This window comes from Bacteroides thetaiotaomicron VPI-5482 (assembly GCF_000011065.1).
Lineage (GTDB): Bacteria > Bacteroidota > Bacteroidia > Bacteroidales > Bacteroidaceae > Bacteroides > Bacteroides thetaiotaomicron.
Window position 1 is genome coordinate 3,328,863 of the sequence record NC_004663.1, and the last position, 21,186, is coordinate 3,350,048.

The following is a 21,186-nucleotide window of genomic DNA, read 5'->3' on the forward strand; positions in this document are numbered from 1 at the left end:
AGTAGTACAATAATAGAACCTATGAAATCGTTGTTACGACATCGCTCCAGAAAGGAGGTGTTCCAGCCGCACCTTCCGGTACGGCTACCTTGTTACGACTTAGCCCCAATTACCAGTTTTACCCTAGGACGCTCCTTGCGGTTACGTACTTCAGGTACCCCCGGCTTTCATGGCTTGACGGGCGGTGTGTACAAGGCCCGGGAACGTATTCACCGCGCCATGGCTGATGCGCGATTACTAGCGAATCCAGCTTCACGAAGTCGGGTTGCAGACTTCGATCCGAACTGAGAGAGGCTTTTGGGATTAGCATCCTGTCACCAGGTAGCTGCCTTCTGTACCCCCCATTGTAACACGTGTGTAGCCCCGGACGTAAGGGCCGTGCTGATTTGACGTCATCCCCACCTTCCTCACATCTTACGACGGCAGTCTCTCTAGAGTCCTCAGCATGACCTGTTAGTAACTAAAGATAAGGGTTGCGCTCGTTATGGCACTTAAGCCGACACCTCACGGCACGAGCTGACGACAACCATGCAGCACCTTCACATTTGCCTTACGGCTATACTGTTTCCAATATATTCAAATGCAATTTAAGCCCGGGTAAGGTTCCTCGCGTATCATCGAATTAAACCACATGTTCCTCCGCTTGTGCGGGCCCCCGTCAATTCCTTTGAGTTTCACCGTTGCCGGCGTACTCCCCAGGTGGAATACTTAATGCTTTCGCTTGGCCGCTTACTGTATATCGCAAACAGCGAGTATTCATCGTTTACTGTGTGGACTACCAGGGTATCTAATCCTGTTTGATACCCACACTTTCGAGCATCAGTGTCAGTTGCAGTCCAGTGAGCTGCCTTCGCAATCGGAGTTCTTCGTGATATCTAAGCATTTCACCGCTACACCACGAATTCCGCCCACCTCTACTGTACTCAAGACAGCCAGTATCAACTGCAATTTTACGGTTGAGCCGCAAACTTTCACAACTGACTTAACTGTCCACCTACGCTCCCTTTAAACCCAATAAATCCGGATAACGCTCGGATCCTCCGTATTACCGCGGCTGCTGGCACGGAGTTAGCCGATCCTTATTCATATGGTACATACAAAATTCCACACGTGGAAAACTTTATTCCCATATAAAAGAAGTTTACAACCCATAGGGCAGTCATCCTTCACGCTACTTGGCTGGTTCAGGCCTGCGCCCATTGACCAATATTCCTCACTGCTGCCTCCCGTAGGAGTTTGGACCGTGTCTCAGTTCCAATGTGGGGGACCTTCCTCTCAGAACCCCTATCCATCGAAGGTTTGGTGAGCCGTTACCTCACCAACTGCCTAATGGAACGCATCCCCATCGATAACCGAAATTCTTTAATAATCAAACCATGCGGTCTGATTATACCATCGGGTATTAATCTTTCTTTCGAAAGGCTATCCCCGAGTTATCGGCAGGTTGGATACGTGTTACTCACCCGTGCGCCGGTCGCCATCTCCAGTTTGCAAGCAAACTGAAATGCTGCCCCTCGACTTGCATGTGTTAAGCCTGTAGCTAGCGTTCATCCTGAGCCAGGATCAAACTCTTCATTGTAAAAGTATTGTTAGTCAGCATAAAGCTGATTTTTGCTCTGTTCAGGATGCCGTACAATTTATTGACTTCATTAATACCTTACGTCTCACACATATTAATATATATAAGACAAGTATTGACGGTTCTATTTTTTTCTTGTACTACTTGTATTGTTTATCAATATTTCAAAGAACATCTTGCTTTCGTTTTAAAAGCGGGTGCAAAGGTAAGAGGTTTTATTTTAACTACCAAATGTTTTCGGAAGTTTTTTCGCTTTTCTTTTTCTATCGTTTCTCAGACTCTCTTAGCGAAAGGGAAAGAAGGTAAAGAAGAAAAACAAAACGCCTTTTCTTTGCGAATCGGACTGCAAAGATAAGAACTTTTAGCTTTATCTTCCAAACTTTATCGGAAGTTTTTTTGTTCTTATGGTCAAGCAGTACTGCGCTTTTACACTAAGTCAATTTAACAAGGCTTTCTTCTCTTGGAAAGCGGGTGCAAAAGTACGCCCTTTTCAAATATGCTCCAAACTTAAATCACTCTTTTTTTGAATTATTTTTGAGGATAGAAGCTAAAGTGTTGAATTATAAGGATGTTGTAGAACATAAAATTCTTGGATGGAGGAGGAACAGAGGAAAGGAGTGCACATTATTATATTCACACGCGCGTTAGAAGGGCGAGGGCACGGGCGTATGCACAAGGGAAAGGATGGAGGAAAAGGGGATTGAAAGATTGAAAGACTGAAAAGGAAGAAGGCAGGAAGAAGGGGAAATCGTAGCAAGGGAGGAAAATACGAAAAAAGGGTAGAGACAGGAGTCTTTTAAAGTTCTACACTATTGGAAAAAGAAAAAACTCTGCCATCCGCAACAATTGGATTAACATTCTTAGGGGGACTTTTTAGTCAACCCCTACTTACGTGTCAGCCAGGCTCTCTATGAAAATAAAAAACTATAATTTGCTGTCATCTGTCACGGTGTCGGGTGTAATTGATTGAGTATGAATAATTAATGAGGTGACAACAGTAGGTGACGGCAGTGTGACGGCAAATTTTGCTGTCACACTGCCTTGTTTTCAATGGTTACTTATGGGCTGTTGGTTGGGCTATACAGAGTGTCTTACCCTGGATTTGGTTGACTACTATAAGTATCAACTAAAATGAATAAAAGATGAAAAAGAGTGACATGACCTTTAGTCCTTATCAGCTTGAACTTCTTGGCGATTTCTATCGTTCGAATTTCTCAGTTTCTCGTTTTGCCCAAGAAAAAGGGATTGCCCGCATTACATTTTGGCGTTGGGTTCGTATCTTTGAGGATTCTAATCCTGAAATATCCGCTTATATGAAAAAGAACAAGTCTCCCAAGTCCTCGGATGAATCCTCCTCAATTACTGCCTTACGTCTTGAGAATGAGCGTTTACGTGCAGAGCTTAAAGATGCTAAAATGCGTGCGCACGCCTTCGATACGATGATTGATGTTGCCGAGGAGATGTTTAATCTTCCTATCCGAAAAAAAGCTGGTACCAAACAATAAAAAGGCTTTGTAAAGGGAGGCATGCCTATACGGTGGTCTCTCTTTGCAAATTGTTTGGTGTAACAAAGCAAGCCTTTTATAAGTATGTTGACCATAGTACGGATAGTTCGGCCCGTGAACGTTTTGTTCTTGAGTTTGTCAAACGTGTGCGTTCAAAGGACCCTGGTATTGGGGGGATGAAACTTTGGCTGATGTACCGTAATGAGTTCGGCACCAGCCAGGCCTTTGTTGGGCGTGACTGTTTCTGTGCTATATTGTCCAAGTATAAGCTGACAATACGCAAACGTTTTCGGGCTCCACGTACGACAGACTCCTCTCATCACTTGCCACAGTATCCTGATTTAACCAGGACATTGCTATTAGAACATCCTGATCAGCTGTGGGTTAGTGATATCACTTACATTACCATATGGTTGCCTGACGGCAGTTATGTGTTCTGCTACCTGTCTCTGGTGACAGACGCCTATACGAAGGAGATCATTGGGTATTGCGTAGGTGATACTCTGGGAAGCTGTTACACAGTGGAAGCTCTGGAAATGGCAGTCAGACGCATAGCTGCAAAGGAGATTAAGGGTTTGATCCATCACTCCGACCGAGGCGTACAATATGCCAGTGCGGATTATATTGCCATATTACGACATAACGGGATTCTTCCCAGCATGACAGAGGATGGCAATCCCAAGGACAATGCCATAGCTGAGCGTGTGAATGGCATTATAAAGAATGAATTGCTGCAAGGAATGCGCTTTAGTTCAATACAGGAAGTCAGAAAAGCTGTAGCAACAGCCGTTCACTTCTATAACAACGAAAGGCCTCATATGAGCTTGGATATGCTTACCCCGGTACAGGCAGGAGAAATGCAAGGACCTATCAGGAAAAGATGGATAAGCTACAGAGAAAAGTATCTGAATGTAGCACTTGCTTAAAAATAAATATGTACATTTGCTTATGAAAAGACCAAGAATGCCCTGCTAGCGGGATAGAAAGAGGAAAAAGGGTGAGTTCCTTTCTTTTTTCTTCTTTCAAAGAGAAGAGTCAACCGGTTAAAGGAATAAGAAAAAAATAAGTAAACCGGAGGCAGGAATAATAAATAATAAAGTAAACAGCTGCCAGGGTTAGTAATATTTCTAGTCAACACATAGCAGCTATTAGAGATAAACAAGTCAACCATTATTAGGGAAGTACAGAGCTTTTTAGTTTCTCCCGCTTGAAACTTTTGTTTCTCCTGCTTGGAACTAAAGTTTCATCGGCTTGAAACTTTAGTTTCAAAGCCGTGAAACCAAAGTTCCGGACGCTTGAAAACAGTGGTTCCAGCCGATGGAATGAATGAAACAAGGCAGGAAACTGATCCCTTACTTATATGATTCAATTAACTTGACCGCACCAACTGTTCGATTAACCTGCTCTTCCAAGAAACAATAAATCATTTATCACTCAAAAACAGCGGAGTTATCAACTATTAAAGGATGATTTATCAATTATTAATGTCTGAAATATCAATCATTAATAATTGACACCTCAGACATTAATACACTGTAAATCAAATGACAACATCAAACAAATGACAGATAATGATACATGGAAGAGTGAGAGCAAACACTTGCTCTCATAACTGCTACCACACTTGCTGCCATACCTGAAACTAAGATGAATAAAGGCATACAGACAATCTGTTAGGGCATGAGAGCAAAAGTCGCGTTGAATTACTGTGGAGAAAGCATAAAGCAAAATGTCTGTTCATTTCAAATAGAACCTTTGTTTATCTCAAATATAAGTTCCGCTTTAAGATAAACAAAGAGTCAATGTGCACAAATATATAATAACAAGATATCGAAAAAAAGTCTCAAACACCCAACACTTTTATTATCCTTTCAACTAGTAATAGCAAGCTTAAATACTATACATATTCATACACAATCACAGATATATTACCACCAAATAAAAATAAAAAAACAGGCTTATTGTCAAAGTTTTAAGCTTAAAAACAGGAACTATCACTAAAACAATAAACATCAATAACAAATCACAACTCCCCAAGTTCAAGTTCATCATAAGGGCGATAGAATTTCCAGTAAATCTTCACTACTTTTCAGATCATTTTATCACACACACTGACTTCCTCTTACCAAAGACATACACAATAGCCGATCAATAGAAAGATGATAAGACACGAGAAGCAATTTCGGGATTACTTCTTTTCTTTATTTTATAATCGTTTCCACGCACCCGTTTTTGAAAAAAAGATAGAAAGAGCTGGAATACATCCATTGCACTTCACCATTTGATTCTGAGATTGTTTGTGGTTTGCCAAAAGCCAGCAGGCATTCATCTTCTGTCATCCCCTTTACCGGTTTGCCGATATTTATTTCATTCCAATGGGTGATAGGAGAAAGCTGGTTTGTGCTGACAAAATCAAACAGTTTGTTCAGCATCTGCGATTCTATTTGCACAAAGTCATCCATGGTTTCCTGGTGAGAAGGCTTCTTCTCAGGTTGTAGTTTTTCCATCGGAGTGACTTTCTTCATTATAACCACCGATGATTCTATCTGAATATTGGAAAGATAATAGACCAGCTTCCCATCTTTTACCTGAAATTGGGCCGTACAATAGTACGTATTCTTTTGTTTGGCATCCGCCTGGGAAGTAAGCACCAGGTTACAACTAAAACTCTTGGCAGGAATGCTTACTTCTGTTATTCCGTCACGCTGTGCAGAGCAAACGTTTTTAATAGTCCACAACAGAGCATTAGCATAAATACTTTCATCGTTCATCGGACTGAAAGGAATGAATCCGTTGACTACATATTTGCTGCCGTCCGCACTGAGCGGATAAGTATTCTTTTGTTCAGTAAAAGTTTGTGCAATCAAAGAGGGCAGTACTCCACCCAATAAAAATACAATTACCCAAAGTCTCAGTCTTGTTATCATACGCCGCTATGTTTAAGAAAACAGCATTCACGTCTTTTCCATCAAAAGAAAAGAGCGCAAATGCTGAAATTTATATGATTAAAATATGTGTCTCAATTAGAAAGCAATCCCCAGACGGATCATAAAGTTACTAGTCTTGATTCCATCGAGATCGGAAAATACGTCAATGAATCCACGCTGATAAGTGAAATCCAGATTGAAACGGTCATACCACAGTCCTACGCCAATATTCATACCGGCATCGAAATGATTGTAATCCACTTCCAGATAATCTGCAAAATCTCCCCAGCTGATGCTTTCACCACTTTCTTTCATTTTGCTGGTATAGTCATAACTGGCAAAAACACCCAGATGCGGATCGATGCTAAGATTGTCCGCTACTCCAATTTTCCATCCGAAAGTGAACGGTGAATATTGAATATTGTGTGCGATACATTTCATTTCATCGGCTTTAAACCCACGGGAACCGAGGCCGAATTCCATTCCCCAATATGCTCCGGCACCGCCCATAGGCTTTTGATAGCCGAATGTAGCATTGTAGCCAATATTTGAATCCGCTTCAACTCCGTCACCGTTGAGGTTCATGATGTTCAGGCCTGCACGCAGGAACCATTGTGTGTTACTCGCTTGCTTTTGAGTCTTGACGATTGCACTTCTGGATGATACAATCTGTGCCTGTGTTCCTACGCACAACAAAAGCGCAGCAACAATTGATAATACTTTTTTCATTATTGTCTATGTTTTTTGGTTATTAATTCTTGTTCTTTATGACAGGTGCTATTTTGGTTCTATCATCGGCACCCGAAAGTTTCTGGATACGTATCCATTCGTAATCTTCTGTCGTGGCAGTATGCCAGTTGGTGAACACGCCCGGATAACCTACGACCGTAACCGTATATCCTCCCGACTTTTCATCATCCTCTATCTTAAAAGTGGCTCCCATGATTACATCACAATCGTTCTTGATAGTGGACAAATAAGTTCCCCATGCACGGATGTTATCAAGCTCACCCTTCATGGCAACTTCCACCTCTTCTCTGCTCAGTGTCCATACATCCTTTATTCGTCCTTTCTCTTCAAGAATTTTCACCTCTACAACTGTAGGCTTTACACAAACTTCGGTTACTGCATCTCCGGCACGTGCCTGCGCATCACGAAACTTAAAGACAGTCTTTTGCGCATACGTCCCAATGACACAACCGAAAACCAGCATCATAATTAGAATCAGCTTTTTCATATTCTTTTGTGATTTTATGTTAATATGCCGCAAAGGTATGCGAAAGGAGTATACCAGCAGGAGAAATCATAGTTCCGGATAGGATACAGAAATGTATCTTATTTGGATACACATGAAGAAGTACCGATACGGATGTTATCGGATAAATCGCGGAAGAAATCATGATCGAGTATGCACGAAATGCGCCAAAGAAGATGGATGTCGATATTTTCCTTCTTGAATATCTTGTATATATTGGGACGTGTACAGCATAACTGTCCGGCGAACCAGGTAACTGTGCGTCCCTGTTCGTGAAGCGTACGTTCGATAAGCTGTCCCGCATGAATCATGCCCAATCTTCCTATGAGTGTCCCCCTGACTCCCACCGGGTAAACGGATAAATGTAAGATGAAAGGAATATATAAAAAAGCGTGGGAATCTTACCTTCGTCCGTTCCATGTTCAAGGCCTTCGCAATGCCCACCACCGAGAACGAACAACGCAGAAAGCCCACGCCGATATGTACAACACCCGTAACCTCCCTTTGTTTTCTCAAAAAGAGGCACGGATGTATATAAATACACATCAGGAGGACGTCTTAGTTGCTATTCGTCATTCCGGTGGTCAAAGTTTGCGAAGTTCTGAAACACGAAAGACAAACGCTTGTAAACGTCTTCTCTATATACACGGCTCCCCCACCACCCGGAGGCTTTCTGCGGAAGAGTCCGTTGCAAATGTATAAAAAAATAAGTTTGGTGCGCCAATTATGATTAATAATCTTTTAATCACTCTCAGCAAATGACAGTCCAATTATCCCAATAGAGCCATCAGACTTTACACAAAATTCGTTCTATCCCGTTTAATTCTTCAGCAGTAAATTCCAACTGGTTTAAAGCCTGCAAATTGTCTGCCAGCTGATTCACTGAGCTCGCTCCTACTATGACCGATGTCATCCGTTCGTCTCTCAGCACCCATGCCAAAGCCATTTCTGCCAGCGTCTGTCCACGGTGACGGGCGATTTCATTCAATTGTCGGGCAGCCTCCACCTTTTCAGGCGTCACTTGCGAACGTTGCAGAAAAGTGGAAGGACGTGCCGCGCGTGAGCCTTCGGGGATGCCATTCAGATATTTATCCGTCAGTAATCCTTGCGCCAAAGGGGAAAAGGCGATAAAGCCGGAACCGTATTCGGCAGCCAAAGGAAGGCTTTCAGCCTCAACTGCACGGTCGAACATACTATAACGATACTGGCTGATAAGACAAGGAACGCCTGCTTTTGCCATCATTTCATAAGCAATCCGCGCTTGCAGAGGAGGATATTTTGAGATTCCGATATACAGAGCTTTTCCTTGCTTTACAATATCAATCAACGTTTGAATGGTTTCTTCTACCGGAGTGACTCCGTCATAGCGATGACTATAGAAGATATCAAAATACTCCAGCCCTGTCCGGCGCAGACTCTGATCGATGCTTGCCATCAGGTTTTTGCGGGAACTGTTACCGCCATAAGGTCCTGCCCACATATCATGTCCGGCTTTGGAGGAGATTATCATCTCATCCCGGTATCCCTGGAAGTTTTCTTTGAGAATCCGTCCGAAATTAGTTTCGGCACTTCCCGGCACAGGGCCATAGTTATTAGCAAGATCGAAATGGGTGATGCCATGGTCGAAGGCATATTTAATCATGTCGGTCGCTACACTAAAGTTATCTACACTACCGAAGTTATGCCACAATCCTAAAGAGATGAGAGGCAGTTGCAAGCCACTCTTGCCACAGTATTTATATTGCATGCGATCGTAGCGATCAGTAGCCGGCTGATTATTCAATGGGTAATCCATAAGGTTCAATGTTTTTTCGTTATTGCAAAGAAAGAGAAAATATTTTAATAATGTTCCATCTTATTGCTAAATTCAAAGGTTGAAATCAAGGAACAACGTCCTTCAGTCTGCCAGTAAAGAAGACACATTCTGATCAAAAAAGACAGATGATGTCACTATACTGACAGTACGATGGACGGTCCTTGGAAAACCAATCATACAAACCCTAAAAAACTATTTCAACAAGTTCTCCTTGAACTCTATTTCTACAATACGCAATTCATGGCCGGTCTTGTCCCCATCCTTCGCTTTAAACAAATCCAGTTCATTGGCAACGGGGGCGGCAACTTCCACTATTTGTCCAAAGGCATCTCCTTCTTTGCTTGTACCTTTCAGCCGGATGGTAATTTCATTGGTCAGTACCGGTTTTACATCCAAGTGGACGTATCCCAGACTCTTATCCGTATCTCCGCTCCATATCAGTTCTTTGCCTGCATATATCTCCAGCGGATAACTGCGCATACGCCATCCAGTCAGTTTCATGCAGACTTCATCCACCCGTGCGGCACGTTCCAACTTATAGGTAATCCATGCGGTAGCTGCTTTCCCGTCATTCCGCCATTCGCTCAGTTCATTATCATCGAAACTGTTGACTGTACTCTCATTATTGGCTCCGGCAATGGCGGAAACGATACCAACATCCACTTTTGAGACCTTGTATGAAGGAGTCTGCGGAGTCTCGCCACGAGTCAGCCTGCCTTCCAGTTCATCACCGGGGATATAGTTGCTCAAACCGTTTTTCACTTCGACAGGTGAGGAAGTAAGGCTGATTTCTGCCGGCTTCAATCCGTCGGCCTTCGCTGTGATACGGACGTTTCCGGCAGTAGTGAGCGAACGGATCAAAGCACGATTGATACCGCATTCTACCGGCAAGTCTTTTGAAAGGATATAATTATTTTCTCCTTGTGCGATGCCGCCACGCCATTCGGCAGGTCCTTCTACTTCAAAGTGTATCAAGTCATTTGCCAGCGGGCAACGGTTGCCGTCTTTATCCATGACTTCTACCTGAAGCAATACCATATCGGCACCATCCGCTTTCCATCCTTCGGGACTCTGGATGAAACTCAATTGAATCTGTTCCGGCTTGCCGGCAGTCTGCAACTGAGTACGGCAACATTCTTTTCCGTTTTCGTCGTATCCTACGGCCTCCAGTCTGCCCGGTACGAAAGCGATATCTTTGAAGGTATACAGAAAATGATAATCCTGTTCACCATAGCCCAAAGACTTACCATTCAGAAATAATTCTACTTTATCGGCACTCGATACGACATATACCGGTTTCACTACCGTGTCATTATAATTCCAATGACCGACGATATAGATGCGGGGACATTCCGTATCTACCCAGCCGTCCCACATCACCTGATGTGCAAAGAAGGGATCTTTAGGAATACGCATGGCGTCGGTTACTCCGCTACGACGATAATTTTCTACTCCGCGATAGTGCGTATTGGTATCGGAGAAGATAATCTTCACGCCACCCGAACTTACACGGTCACCCGTTCCCGGACGTTCTCGCCAGTAATCGAACCAGCGAATAATATTTTCGATGGTAAAGGAATCCTGATTACGGTTGTAGACACGGGCATCCACTTTCTTCTGTACTTTGTTGGTAACGGTGGACTTATAAGAATTGCTGCCGTCTCCATCCTTGTGATAAGGATAGGAATAATCATCCCAGTATTTGCGCAATCCCTCGTCACGGCAATACTCCATTGCCCACATCGGATGATGCGCACTCTTATTGATATACAGCATTTCGCCTCCATATTCCGCTTCGCGGATATCCAGCATTTCACGGGAACCGATTGCACGGCCGCCGTGAGGATCGTACAAATCACGTATCGCTTTCATCTCAATCATGTGTTCACGACTGATGGACTCATTGCCGCATTCATAAAATAAGATACTCGGATTATTACGGTTATAGATGATGGCGTCGCGCATCAATTCCGTACGCTGTTCCCACTGACGTCCTTCACAATCTTTTTCGGCATCTCCCGCCTGCATAGCCTGAATCAATCCTACACGGTCGCACGACTCGATATCCTGTTTCCACGGGGTGACATGCATCCAGCGCACGAGGTTCGCATTGCCCTCCACCATCAGATGATTGCTATAATCGCTCAGCCAGGCAGGTACGCTCATCCCGACTCCCGGCCATTCATTGCTTGTCCGCTGGGCAAAGCCCTTCATCTGAATGACACGGTCATTCAGCCAGATCATTCCTTTACCGAAGCGCGTTTTACGGAATCCGGTGCGGGTGGCAACTTCGTCCACTTTCCTGCCATCTACCCACAGGCTTGTCTTTACTGTATACAGATAGCCATATCCCCAGCTCCAGAAATGCAGGTTATCCACTTCGGATGCCGCTTTCAGCGTGATTGTTTCACCCGGTTTCACTACCGCCTTTGTTCCTTCGAATGTTTGGATCGATGTACCATCACGGTCTATCAGTTCTACTTGATAGGAAACCTGCTTATCACGGTTATATTCGTTTCTGATTTCAGATTCCGCATGAATAATGGCCTTGCGCGATTTCACACGGATGTCTTCGGCATAGATGTAGACTCCGGTCGTTTTGAGATTACTATATAAAGGTAAAGTCTGATACAGACGGTCGGTGACGTGCAGCCATACATTTTTGGGGATACCGCCATAATTGGCATTAAAGTTCTTATTGCTCCACTGGTATTTCGTGCCCGTCGCCCGTTCTTTATAATTCCAGTCATTGTCGATGCGGACTGCGATTACATTTTCCTGTCCGTACTTAATATAAGGAGTCAGATCAAAACCGACAGCCATGACACCATTCTCGTGCAGGCCGACATTCTGACCATTTATATAGAAATCCGCCCCTTGACGGACTCCTTCAAACTCTACAAAAACTTTCTTATTCTTGCTGTTGGCAGGCAGACGGAAATGTTTCCGATACCACATAATCGTATCGGTCAGTTCATCAATGCTCAGGCGGAAAGCCTCATCTTCATTGAAGGCATGCGGTAAAGTCACTTTCTTCCACTCCGAATCAGAAAAACGCGGCTGCTTTGCCTCGGGAACATCACCCACATAAAGCAACCAGTCTGAATTGAAATTATATTTATTACGGACATCGGACGATGTCACGAACTGGCTTATTCCAATAAAAGCCAAAAAGAAAAAGAGGATTCTATGTCTCATAGTATGTCTATTTATCTGTTCGTGGCAAAGCTAGCGCAAAATACCACACACGTCCATAGACTAAAATACAGATTACATAGAGATTTGTTCACAACTGTTTAAAAATGAATCAAACAGTAGTATCTCCATTGGGGATGACCCAAAAGTCGGTAGTATCTCCATTCTCCTCCTTCGGGAAGGAGGAGTGGTCGAAGACCGAGGTGGTAGGAGAAATAATGTTTGTTCCTTTTTTATTGAAAATGATAGAGTAATGTATTCACCTACCACCTCCCCCTATGGGTACTCCTCCTTCCCGAAGGAGGAGATTTAAGATACTATTGACTTTTTAGTCAGCCCCATTCAAGATACTATTGACTATCATTTAATTCAAAACAGTGTGGAAAGAAAGCTAAAACTGGAAATAAATAAACGGCTGAATCTCCGAACTCTTCATCTGAATGACCAGATAAATCAGAGCCACCATCAGCAGAGCTTTCCCTAAGAACGGCAAGCGAATAACTCCACGGCAAGCAGCATTTTCCCAACTATCCGGAGTGAAATGAAGCAGAAAGCCGAGCAGCATCAAAGCAAACACGCGCCAGTAGCCTTCGATCAACTGCGGGAAAAGCTGCGGACGGAAAGTGGTGAATATCTGTCTCAACATATCCATCGAGTTCTGAAAATCGGCATTACGGAAGAATATCCAGCAGAAACAGACAAAGTGGAAAGTGATAATGACTCCGAATACACGACGCCAGCCATGACTTTGTTCTCCTTTCTTACGACCTATGATGGACATCCACATCTTATGCACCGCCAAAGCGATGCCGTGAAATGTTCCCCAAAGTACAAAGTTCCAGGAAGCTCCGTGCCACAATCCACCCAGAAACATGGTAATAATCAGATTCAGATACTGGCGGAACTTACCTTTCCGGTTTCCTCCCAAGGATATGTACAAGTAATCGCGCAACCAACTGGACAATGAGATATGCCAACGCCGCCAAAATTCAGTAATGGAGGCGGACTTATAAGGAGAATTAAAGTTGAGATTAAAATGAAAGCCCAACAGCAGAGCGATACCGATAGCCATATCGCTATATCCGGAGAAGTCACAGTAAATCTGCAAAGCATACCCGTATACTCCCATCAGATTCTCGAGACCGGAATAAAGGGTCGGATTATCAAAGATACGCTCCACGAAGTTGACACTGATATAATCGGAAATGATTGCTTTCTTGAACAAACCGGAGAGAATAAGGAAAATCCCCCGCCCGAACATCTCCTGAGAAACGAAAAGCGGTTTCCGGATTTGCGGAATAAAGTCACGGGCACGCACAATCGGTCCGGCCACCAGCTGCGGAAAGAAGGATACATAAAACGCGTAATCCAGTATGTTGGTCAATGGCTTGATGTCTTTCCGGTAAACGTCAATGGTATAGCTTAATGACTGGAAAGTGAAGAATGAGATACCTACGGGCAGGAATATATCAAGCGCCGTAAATTCTCCTCCCATCAACGAGGCAATCACTCCTCCCAAAAAATTGGTATATTTGAAGTAAGCAAGAAGTCCCAGATTGACTCCCAAACTCAGAGTCACCAACCCTTTGCGTTTCCAGCGTCCTTCGGTACGGTCCATCCATTGCGCCAGCAGGAAGTCGCAAACCGTGACCAGCGCCAGCAGGAAAAAGTAAGTGCCGCTGCTCTTATAATAAAAGTAATAAGAGAAAAGCGTCACAAACAGAATACGGGCCGTATACTTACGCTGCAACAAGGTGTATACGATCATAAAGGCGGCAAACAGCCAAAGGAAGATACCACTGCTGAATATCATCGGTGCCTGCGGATCGTAGGTAAGCACCTCTTTTAACCGGCTGAAATCAATATCAATGGGAAACATAATCATTATAAGCTTGAATAATGGCTTGGTATAATAAATTTCCTTGCAGGATATATCCCTCAGGTAAATAATGCACATGATCGGGACGCATCAGTTTCGCTTCCGTCCAGTTGGTACAGGCACGGCGCTTGCCCCCTACTACATCGTACATATCCCACACGAGCAGACGATGATCTTTGGCATAACGGCGAATTGTTTCTGCCGCTGTAACCGTCCGGGGATTGATGGCGTACGTACGTTTCCGCCGCCTTTGCCGGAAACTTTCGTAAGAACCCGGAGGCGTGGTGAGAAGAATAGGGACATCGGGAAGGCTGTCGCGCAACAGTTTGACAAGTTCGTCCATCTGATTATAATGCAGGTTGACGTTATACCGCCGGTTATGGCTTTCGTTGGTTCCGAAGGACAGAATCAGCAGTTCCGGCTTCATGGCTGCAATATCGGCAATACGTCCCGGATGGGTAAACGTCAGACAGGTAGCCCCGTTCACCCCCATATCGGTATAAGAGACAGCACCAAAGGTTTCTTTCAGCAGCGTTCCCGTAGTCTGCGGATAGATGTGCCCGCGTACGTGACTGTCTCCGATATGGAGAATACGCACCGTATCTTCGGAAAGTCCGGCACGTACCTGACGGAGACGTTCAAATACGGGTGTCAGCAGGGCAATGCTGTCGATTATCTCATCCCTTCCGGTTTCGCGGAAAGCGGAAGGAAAAGAAGTCTGCACGGCGATGGTATCATTCGCCCAGTTCATTTCCCGCAAAGGTTTTATCATTTTCAAGGTCTTCCCCAGTGGAGGACAGGCAGGGATACGGTCTTGCGCCTTTCCTGCCGAAAGAAGAAAGAATGTTGCCATCAGTCCCAAGATAAAGCCCAGCAACAGGTTATTCTTGCTCATAAGCACGCCTCCTGTCATATTGTTCCTTACCATATATCAATGTTTCATAGAGCAGTCCTGCCAGATGTTTGCCTCCCCGGAAGTTGATATGAGTATAATCGTAGTTCGCCATCGAAGGTTTGGCGTGTACGAGGTTCGCCATACTGCCTTCGCCTCCCATCGCTTCAAACATATTCCAGAAAGCGATACCGCTTTCGGCAGCAATGTTCTGCTGATAGCGAATCAGATTCTTGACTCCCGGCATGGTACGAAGTTCACCGTCTTCTGTCTTATAATCACGGTCGCCGACGCTTAACAGCAAAAGACTCGCCTGTGGAAAACAATTCTTCAGATGTTCGATAGAAGTGAGCAGTCCCTTCTGATAATTATCATAATTGCGTCCCCGTTCGGTAGCCACATTCAATCCGTATTCAAGAATAATCAGATCATAAGGACGCTGCTCGTTAAACTGACGCAGCATTTGTTGCGGAATCCCCCGCAACGATAAGCCGGAACTGCCTCGCAAGGAGAAATTATCAAGAATGATTCCTTTCTTACCATCCATCGCCAAGCCATAGAACAACGTAGAATCGGCACGATCTACCGTCCACCGGACAGAGCCGATGCGTCCTTCAACGGAAATCTTCTGCAAATCGCCCGAAGGCGCTAAGGAATAATTCTTACTCTCCCCCCGATTCACACGGGCAGTAAGATGAACGGAATCTTTATTATAGAAGAAAATCGAAGCCTGCTGACAGGTATCAAGCAGCGAAGCATATTTGCTTTGCCCCCTCAACTCAACGTATGCTCCTTCACGGGGAATAAAGTAATGTCCGGAAATACCCTGTTTCTTTTTATCGAAATACACACTGTCCGTCACCGCATGACTGGACCACCCGCCGAAAGTATGCCGCACGGTAGGACGATACCCGCTCGTCATCGAAGTTATTGTGACAAATCCGACACCGCAACCGCCAAACCGCTTCTGAAGCATTTCACGTAAATCAGCCGTAAAGATATCCGCCTCTATAAATGAATCACCGAAAACGGCGATACGTACCAGCCCGTCATGATCCGGATGTGAAGAAGAAGTACGGTCGAGCGCTTCATAAAAAGAAGCCATACCGCGACGGGTAGAGTCACCGTAATCTTCAATACAAGTCATGCCCGCACGACAAGTATCGACAAAAACCGGCTTTACGACAGGAGGTAAAGGAATGGTATCCGAATCGGCTACCGCCACTTCCTGCTTCGGATAGCGAAGATCGCTTAAAAGATCGACACGCCTCATCGTGTGTCCGTCGATCGTTATAGCCGGAAGCCAGTGCAACCCAAAGAGTGCTGCAAACACGATCAGTACAAGCCATAACGAATATTTCAGGTAGTTCTTGATAATCTCCATCTTATAAGTAGATATAAGCACTCATTGAGTCCTCGTTTTTTACCCGGTGCCGAGCCACCTCCTCATCGGTGCCGAAGGAAGGCCTCATCGGTGCCGGACCACAAGTTCATCGGTGCCGGACGTTTTCAGGCTGCAAAGATAGGGAAAAGCAAGAAAAAAGAAGGGAGAATCTACATTATTTATAGATTCTCCCTTCCGATTATTTATTCACTGTTCGAACGCTAGATGGTCCGTTCAATATTCCATACAAATGCACGTAATCCCAGCTGTTCGGTCTGTAAGTCCATCTTATGCAGTGTATCCAGCAACGGATCGACTTTATTGTCATCGACCACCGTAAGGATAGCCGAACACATACTGGGCCAGGCATGGCTGCCGAAGTGCGGATCGCCTGTCTTTGAGCCACGTCCCTGCACCTTTTCAAGGTATGTAAAGCCACGGCAGTTCAGACGGTCGAGCAATGCCATGATCCGTTCGTAATACGCCTGATCGAATGTTATCAATACTGATTTCATATTTCTTTTCTGTTATTTCTTAATAATTTCATCTTTATGTTCCTGGAAGTAGACATCCAGTTCGCGTTTGCGATGGAGTTTACGACGTCTGTTCTTGATACCTGTTCCGGCAAATACACAGTACAGCGTAGGAATCAGGACGAGTGTCAACACAGTAGATACCGTCAGACCACCGATTACGGCAATCGCCATCGGACTCCACATCTCAGAACCTTGTCCGCCACCGATAGCCATCGGGATCATACCCAGAACGGTAGTAGCTGTTGTCATCAATACCGGACGGAGACGGCTCTTACCAGATGTCACCACAGAGTTGATGACCGCCATACCCCGCTCTCGACAGAGCGTGATGTAGTCGATGAGCACAATACCGTTCTTCACCACAATACCGATCAGCATGATACCTCCCAGCAAACTCATTACACTCAGCGTACTGCCCGTAAAGAACAACGCCATCAAGACTCCACTAAATGCAAACGGCAGAGAGAACATGATAATGAACGGATAAGTCAGAGACTCGAACTGTGCTGCCATTACGATGAATACAAGAATGACAATCAGGATACCCAATGTTCCCAAGTCGCGGAACGAATCCTGCTGGTCTTCATACGAACCGGAAATCTGAATCGTGATTTCTCCCGGAATATCCATCTTATCAATAAGCTTGTTACCTGCTGCCACTACGTCACCCAACGGAGCACCGGAGATAACGGCGGATACGGTCACGATACGTTCACGGTCTTTACGCTCAATGGTAGGAGGCGCAAAACGTTCGACTACCTTTCCGACATCTTTTACACGCACGGACTCGCCTTTGGCATTATAAATAAGGATGTTCTCGATGCTTTCCAGACTTGTACGATATTCGGGTGCATAGCGCACTTTGATATCATACTCATCCCCGTCTTCACGATATTTGGAAGCAACGGCACCATTGATACGATTACGCAAGTAGTTACCGGCTGTAGCCAGGTTCAGTCCGTGCATCGCCAGCTTCTCACGGTCGAAATCAACCTGATACTCGGGCTGGTAGTCACTACGGCTGATGTTCACCTCGGTCACCCCTTTCACAGTCAGCAACTCACGTTTCAAACGGGCTGCTACGCTATCAGTCATCGTCATATCGTATCCGTATATCTCAAAGTCGGCACTTGCCTGAGCAGACATACCTGTATTACTACCTCCCAGAATAACCTGTGCCTTGCTGAACTCCGGATAACCTTTCAAGTCCTGACGCATCTCGTCACAGACTGCTTCCAGTGAGATATCACGATCTCCCGGGTCTACCAGACTGATGTTGAAGGAAATAATGTGCGAGCCGTTGTCCTGCATGGAAGCCCACGTATTATCCGAGTCCGCCTGACCTACGGTATAGTTACATACCTTCATGATATCTTTATACTTCGTCAGCCACTGGTTAGTCAGCTTCTCGGAAAGTTCCTGAGCAATCTCTTTTCGTGTACCGATCGGCAATTCAAGCTGAACAGCAATACGGGCATTATCCTGTGCAGGGAAGAACTCCGTACCGATTCCTTTCGCACACAGCAAGCTGACAACGAAGAAAGCAATACATCCCACAATCACAACCGGACGATGACGAACTGCCCAGTTCAGCATTTTCGCATAACCTGTATCGAGTGCGTCCAACGCTTTCTCTATCGGAGTAAAGAAGAGCTTGAACATCTTCGACGGGCGCTTCTGCAAACGAAGTAATTGCGAACAGAGCATCGGGGTCAGTGACAGAGCCGCCACGGTAGACACAAACATGATGGCACACATCATCCAGCCCAGCTGTTTGAAGAGCACACCGGACATACCGCTTACCATGGTCAACGGGAAGAACACAGCGATCATGGTCAGCGTAGAAGCGATTACGGAAATAGCCACCTCATTCGTTCCATGTACTGCTGCCTGTTTCGGGTCCGAGCCACGCTCAATATGTGTCGTCACGTTTTCAAGTACCACAATCGCATCATCCACCACCATACCGATGGCAATAGACAGAGACGACAGTGAGATAATGTTGATCGTATTTCCGGTAATCGCCAAATAGATAAAGGAAGCGATCAACGAAAGCGGAATCGTGATACAGATAATCAATGTCGCACGCCAGCGCCCCAGGAACAGGAACACGACGATCACAACGAACAGCAAGGCATACATTACAGTCTCTGCCAAACTGTCAATCGTATTCAAGATATTATCGGAAGTATCGACAATCACTCCCAGCTTCACATCACTCGGCAGGTTCTTCTGCAAACGCGGAAGCGCTTCTTCTACCTTACGGGAAATTTCTACAGAGTTGGCGCCCGACTGCTTCTGAACCACAATCATCGCACCCTGCACACCGTTATTATAGGTTTCCTGCGCACGCTCTTCCACCGTATCCACGATGCGGGCCACATCACGCAGGAAGACATTCGCTCCATTGTGCGTACCTACTACGATATCTGCCAACTGGCGGGAATCATCAAACTCCCCTTCCACACGGAGGGCATACGTCTCACTACCGATATCGAAGTTACCGCCCGGAATATTCTTGTTTTCGGCTCCGATAATAGAGCTGATAGTTTCAATGCTCAGGTTATAAGCTTCCAGTTTGTTAGGGTCGCAATATACCTGAATCTCACGCTGCGGCGCACCACTGATAGACACCGTTCCCACACCGGGAATACGTGCCAACGGGTTAACCACACGGTCGTCCAGTATCTTGTAAAGCGCGGCTTGGCTCTCATTGGCCTGTACCGAAAGCAATACAATCGGAATCATGTCCGTACTGAACTTGAAGATGATCGGATTCTCGACATCATCCGGCAGCTGTGAGCTTACCATGTCGAGTTTGTCACGTACATCATTCGTCAGCACGTCAATATCATTACCAAACTCAAATTCCAATGTAATCAATGACATATTCTCGGAAGAACGAGAGGTAATATGTTTCAGGTTACTCACCGCATTCAAGGTATTCTCCAGCGGCCGGGTAACGTTATTTTCTATATCCGAAGCACTTGCGCCAGGATATGCGGTCATTACCATGATCGTATTTGTATCGATGTCCGGATACAAGTCGATAGGTAACTTGGACAAAGAGAAAAGACCAAAAATCACCACTGCCAGAAAGCAGAGGGAGGTCATAATCGGTTTCTTAACCGCACCTTCGTATAAACTCATTTCTTTATAGTGATTAGTTTAATAGTGATTTTACTTCTCGATCTCTACTTCCGTACCGTTTATCAGACGTGCCTGTCCGGCCACTACCACCTGCGAGTTATCGGGCACACCGGATTTCAGCTCATACTCCGAGCCCATACGTCTGCCTAACTCCACTTTGTTGTAGGACACTTTGCCATCTTTATAAACGTACACATAGCGATCGCCGGAACCTGCCTGTTTCACAATAGCCAAGTCGGGTACTACGACGTTGTCCGCCGTACCGAAGTTCAAGGTAGCACGGGCAAACATTCCCGGACGTACACGCTGATCTTTGTTGTCCAACTTGATCTCGATCTGGAAAGTACGGGTAGTTGCGTCGATAGTCGGATAGATCAGGCTGATAGTTCCCTTGAACAGTTCGTCGCCATATACATCCAGCTTCACATCTACCGGTTCGCCTTTCTTCACCTTCGTGAAGTAGGTTTCAGACACATTGATCATCAGCTTGACCGGAGTGATCTGCTCTACTACCAGCACCGGACTTCCGCCACTATACATATCACCATTATCGTAATTACGGGCAGTGATTACTCCGTTGATCGGGCTCAACAGAAACGTATTCTCTACCAGATTATCATAAGCAGTCTGCTTCACATCGAGCTGCATCTTCGCAGCATCCCACTCTGATTTGGAAGCACCGCCTACCTTATAAAGTTCGTCGATACGATTAAATTCAATTTTCTGATTGTCCAGTTGCAGTTTCGTCTGTGTGAGGTTGGCTGCATCCATCTGCACCAGCTTCTGGCCTTTGGATACACGGTCGCCCACTTCTACCAGAATCCGGTCGATGCGGACAGGTGACGAAGGAGCAATGTTGTTCTTTACTTCAGCTTCTACCGTCGCTGTATAATCCTGTATCTGATCTACGGGACGGGCTGTTACATCAGCCACTTTTACTCTGGGCTTCTCGTCTTCCTGTTTCACAGCAGCCTTATCTTTTCCACCCGTACATGAGCTCATTACTACTGTCAATAGCAGAGCCACTAATTGGATACCTTTTTTCATATTCCTTAGTTGTAATTTTAG

Annotated in this window: 16 protein-coding genes and 1 rRNA gene; 4 read left to right on the top strand and 13 right to left on the bottom strand. The window is 45.2% G+C overall.

Annotated features, from left to right (window positions below):
• Positions 1-50 precede the first annotated feature (50 nt).
• Positions 51-1,579: ribosomal RNA gene (locus BT_RS13505) — 16S ribosomal RNA — on the bottom strand.
• A gap of 1,142 nt (positions 1,580-2,721) precedes the next feature.
• Here BT_RS13505 and BT_RS13510 point away from each other — a divergent pair.
• Complete coding sequence (locus BT_RS13510) at positions 2,722-3,084, top strand: hypothetical protein (protein ID WP_008765457.1); 363 nt, start codon at positions 2,722-2,724, stop codon at positions 3,082-3,084.
• Positions 3,085-3,116: 32 nt separating this feature from the next.
• The gene (locus tag BT_RS13515; protein WP_008765456.1) at positions 3,117-4,010 is read left to right on the top strand and encodes an IS3 family transposase; all 894 of its coding nucleotides are present in this window, start codon (positions 3,117-3,119) and stop codon (positions 4,008-4,010) included.
• A gap of 1,275 nt (positions 4,011-5,285) precedes the next feature.
• Here the strand turns inward: BT_RS13515 and BT_RS13520 are convergent.
• The 4 genes from BT_RS13520 to BT_RS13535 all read right to left on the bottom strand — a co-directional run bounded on the left by BT_RS13520 (position 5,286) and on the right by BT_RS13535 (position 7,577).
• Positions 5,286-6,011, bottom strand: coding sequence for a hypothetical protein (locus BT_RS13520; RefSeq protein ID WP_011108442.1), 726 nt, complete (start codon positions 6,009-6,011; stop codon positions 5,286-5,288).
• Positions 6,012-6,107: 96 nt separating this feature from the next.
• Positions 6,108-6,740: an outer membrane beta-barrel protein gene (locus BT_RS13525; protein WP_008762074.1), complete on the bottom strand. Its 633-nt coding sequence runs from the start codon at positions 6,738-6,740 to the stop codon at positions 6,108-6,110.
• Positions 6,741-6,762: 22 nt separating this feature from the next.
• Positions 6,763-7,248, bottom strand: coding sequence for a hypothetical protein (locus tag BT_RS13530; protein WP_008762073.1), 486 nt, complete (start codon positions 7,246-7,248; stop codon positions 6,763-6,765).
• Positions 7,249-7,346: 98 nt separating this feature from the next.
• Positions 7,347-7,577 (bottom strand): hypothetical protein, encoded by a 231-nt coding sequence (locus BT_RS13535; RefSeq protein ID WP_032814234.1) that lies wholly within the window; start codon positions 7,575-7,577, stop codon positions 7,347-7,349.
• A 58-nt stretch (positions 7,578-7,635) separates the two neighbouring features.
• On the opposite strand from BT_RS13535, the gene BT_RS24460 reads away from it, so the two are divergent.
• Positions 7,636-7,968 (top strand): hypothetical protein, encoded by a 333-nt coding sequence (locus BT_RS24460; protein ID WP_032840831.1) that lies wholly within the window; start codon positions 7,636-7,638, stop codon positions 7,966-7,968.
• An 85-nt stretch (positions 7,969-8,053) separates the two neighbouring features.
• Here the strand turns inward: BT_RS24460 and BT_RS13545 are convergent, their stop codons facing one another.
• A complete protein-coding gene (locus BT_RS13545; RefSeq protein WP_008765453.1) occupies positions 8,054-9,061 on the bottom strand; it encodes an aldo/keto reductase in 1,008 nt (335 codons plus the stop codon).
• A gap of 213 nt (positions 9,062-9,274) precedes the next feature.
• Positions 9,275-12,280, bottom strand: coding sequence for a glycoside hydrolase family 2 protein (locus tag BT_RS13550; protein ID WP_011108444.1), 3,006 nt, complete (start codon positions 12,278-12,280; stop codon positions 9,275-9,277).
• A 104-nt stretch (positions 12,281-12,384) separates the two neighbouring features.
• On the opposite strand from BT_RS13550, the gene BT_RS13555 reads away from it, so the two are divergent.
• Positions 12,385-12,531 (top strand): hypothetical protein, encoded by a 147-nt coding sequence (locus BT_RS13555; RefSeq protein ID WP_155516878.1) that lies wholly within the window; start codon positions 12,385-12,387, stop codon positions 12,529-12,531.
• A gap of 137 nt (positions 12,532-12,668) precedes the next feature.
• Here BT_RS13555 and BT_RS13560 read toward each other — a convergent pair whose 3' ends face one another.
• The 6 genes from BT_RS13560 to BT_RS13585 all read right to left on the bottom strand — a co-directional run bounded on the left by BT_RS13560 (position 12,669) and on the right by BT_RS13585 (position 21,165).
• The gene (locus tag BT_RS13560; RefSeq protein ID WP_008765451.1) at positions 12,669-14,156 is read right to left on the bottom strand and encodes an MBOAT family O-acyltransferase; all 1,488 of its coding nucleotides are present in this window, start codon (positions 14,154-14,156) and stop codon (positions 12,669-12,671) included.
• Positions 14,143-15,084, bottom strand: a complete 942-nt coding sequence (locus tag BT_RS13565) for an SGNH/GDSL hydrolase family protein (protein WP_370448190.1) — start codon at positions 15,082-15,084, stop codon at positions 14,143-14,145. Before BT_RS13565 ends, BT_RS13560 begins: the two co-directional genes overlap by 14 nt.
• Positions 15,038-16,432 (bottom strand): SGNH/GDSL hydrolase family protein, encoded by a 1,395-nt coding sequence (locus tag BT_RS13570; RefSeq protein WP_011108446.1) that lies wholly within the window; start codon positions 16,430-16,432, stop codon positions 15,038-15,040. The genes BT_RS13565 and BT_RS13570 overlap by 47 nt, the downstream gene beginning before the upstream one ends.
• Positions 16,433-16,653: 221 nt before the next feature.
• A complete protein-coding gene (locus tag BT_RS13575; RefSeq protein WP_008762066.1) occupies positions 16,654-16,947 on the bottom strand; it encodes a PG0541 family transporter-associated protein in 294 nt (97 codons plus the stop codon).
• Positions 16,948-16,959: 12 nt separating this feature from the next.
• Positions 16,960-20,118, bottom strand: a complete 3,159-nt coding sequence (locus BT_RS13580) for an efflux RND transporter permease subunit (RefSeq protein ID WP_008762065.1) — start codon at positions 20,116-20,118, stop codon at positions 16,960-16,962.
• A gap of 30 nt (positions 20,119-20,148) precedes the next feature.
• The gene (locus BT_RS13585; RefSeq protein WP_008762064.1) at positions 20,149-21,165 is read right to left on the bottom strand and encodes an efflux RND transporter periplasmic adaptor subunit; all 1,017 of its coding nucleotides are present in this window, start codon (positions 21,163-21,165) and stop codon (positions 20,149-20,151) included.
• Positions 21,166-21,186 lie beyond the last annotated feature (21 nt).

Coding starts and splice junctions, on each gene's coding strand:
- BT_RS13585 (WP_008762064.1), bottom strand. CDS start 21,165: ATGAAAAAAGGTATCCAATTAGTGGCTCTGCTATTGACAGTAGTAATG.
- BT_RS13520 (WP_011108442.1), bottom strand. CDS start 6,011: ATGATAACAAGACTGAGACTTTGGGTAATTGTATTTTTATTGGGTGGA.
- BT_RS13580 (WP_008762065.1), bottom strand. CDS start 20,118: ATGAGTTTATACGAAGGTGCGGTTAAGAAACCGATTATGACCTCCCTC.
- BT_RS13545 (WP_008765453.1), bottom strand. CDS start 9,061: ATGGATTACCCATTGAATAATCAGCCGGCTACTGATCGCTACGATCGC.
- BT_RS13560 (WP_008765451.1), bottom strand. CDS start 14,156: ATGTTTCCCATTGATATTGATTTCAGCCGGTTAAAAGAGGTGCTTACC.
- BT_RS13510 (WP_008765457.1), top strand. CDS start 2,722: ATGAAAAAGAGTGACATGACCTTTAGTCCTTATCAGCTTGAACTTCTT.
- BT_RS13555 (WP_155516878.1), top strand. CDS start 12,385: ATGAATCAAACAGTAGTATCTCCATTGGGGATGACCCAAAAGTCGGTA.
- BT_RS24460 (WP_032840831.1), top strand. CDS start 7,636: ATGAAAGGAATATATAAAAAAGCGTGGGAATCTTACCTTCGTCCGTTC.
- BT_RS13535 (WP_032814234.1), bottom strand. CDS start 7,577: ATGATTCATGCGGGACAGCTTATCGAACGTACGCTTCACGAACAGGGA.
- BT_RS13550 (WP_011108444.1), bottom strand. CDS start 12,280: ATGAGACATAGAATCCTCTTTTTCTTTTTGGCTTTTATTGGAATAAGC.
- BT_RS13565 (WP_370448190.1), bottom strand. CDS start 15,084: ATGGTAAGGAACAATATGACAGGAGGCGTGCTTATGAGCAAGAATAAC.
- BT_RS13525 (WP_008762074.1), bottom strand. CDS start 6,740: ATGAAAAAAGTATTATCAATTGTTGCTGCGCTTTTGTTGTGCGTAGGA.
- BT_RS13570 (WP_011108446.1), bottom strand. CDS start 16,432: ATGGAGATTATCAAGAACTACCTGAAATATTCGTTATGGCTTGTACTG.
- BT_RS13530 (WP_008762073.1), bottom strand. CDS start 7,248: ATGAAAAAGCTGATTCTAATTATGATGCTGGTTTTCGGTTGTGTCATT.
- BT_RS13575 (WP_008762066.1), bottom strand. CDS start 16,947: ATGAAATCAGTATTGATAACATTCGATCAGGCGTATTACGAACGGATC.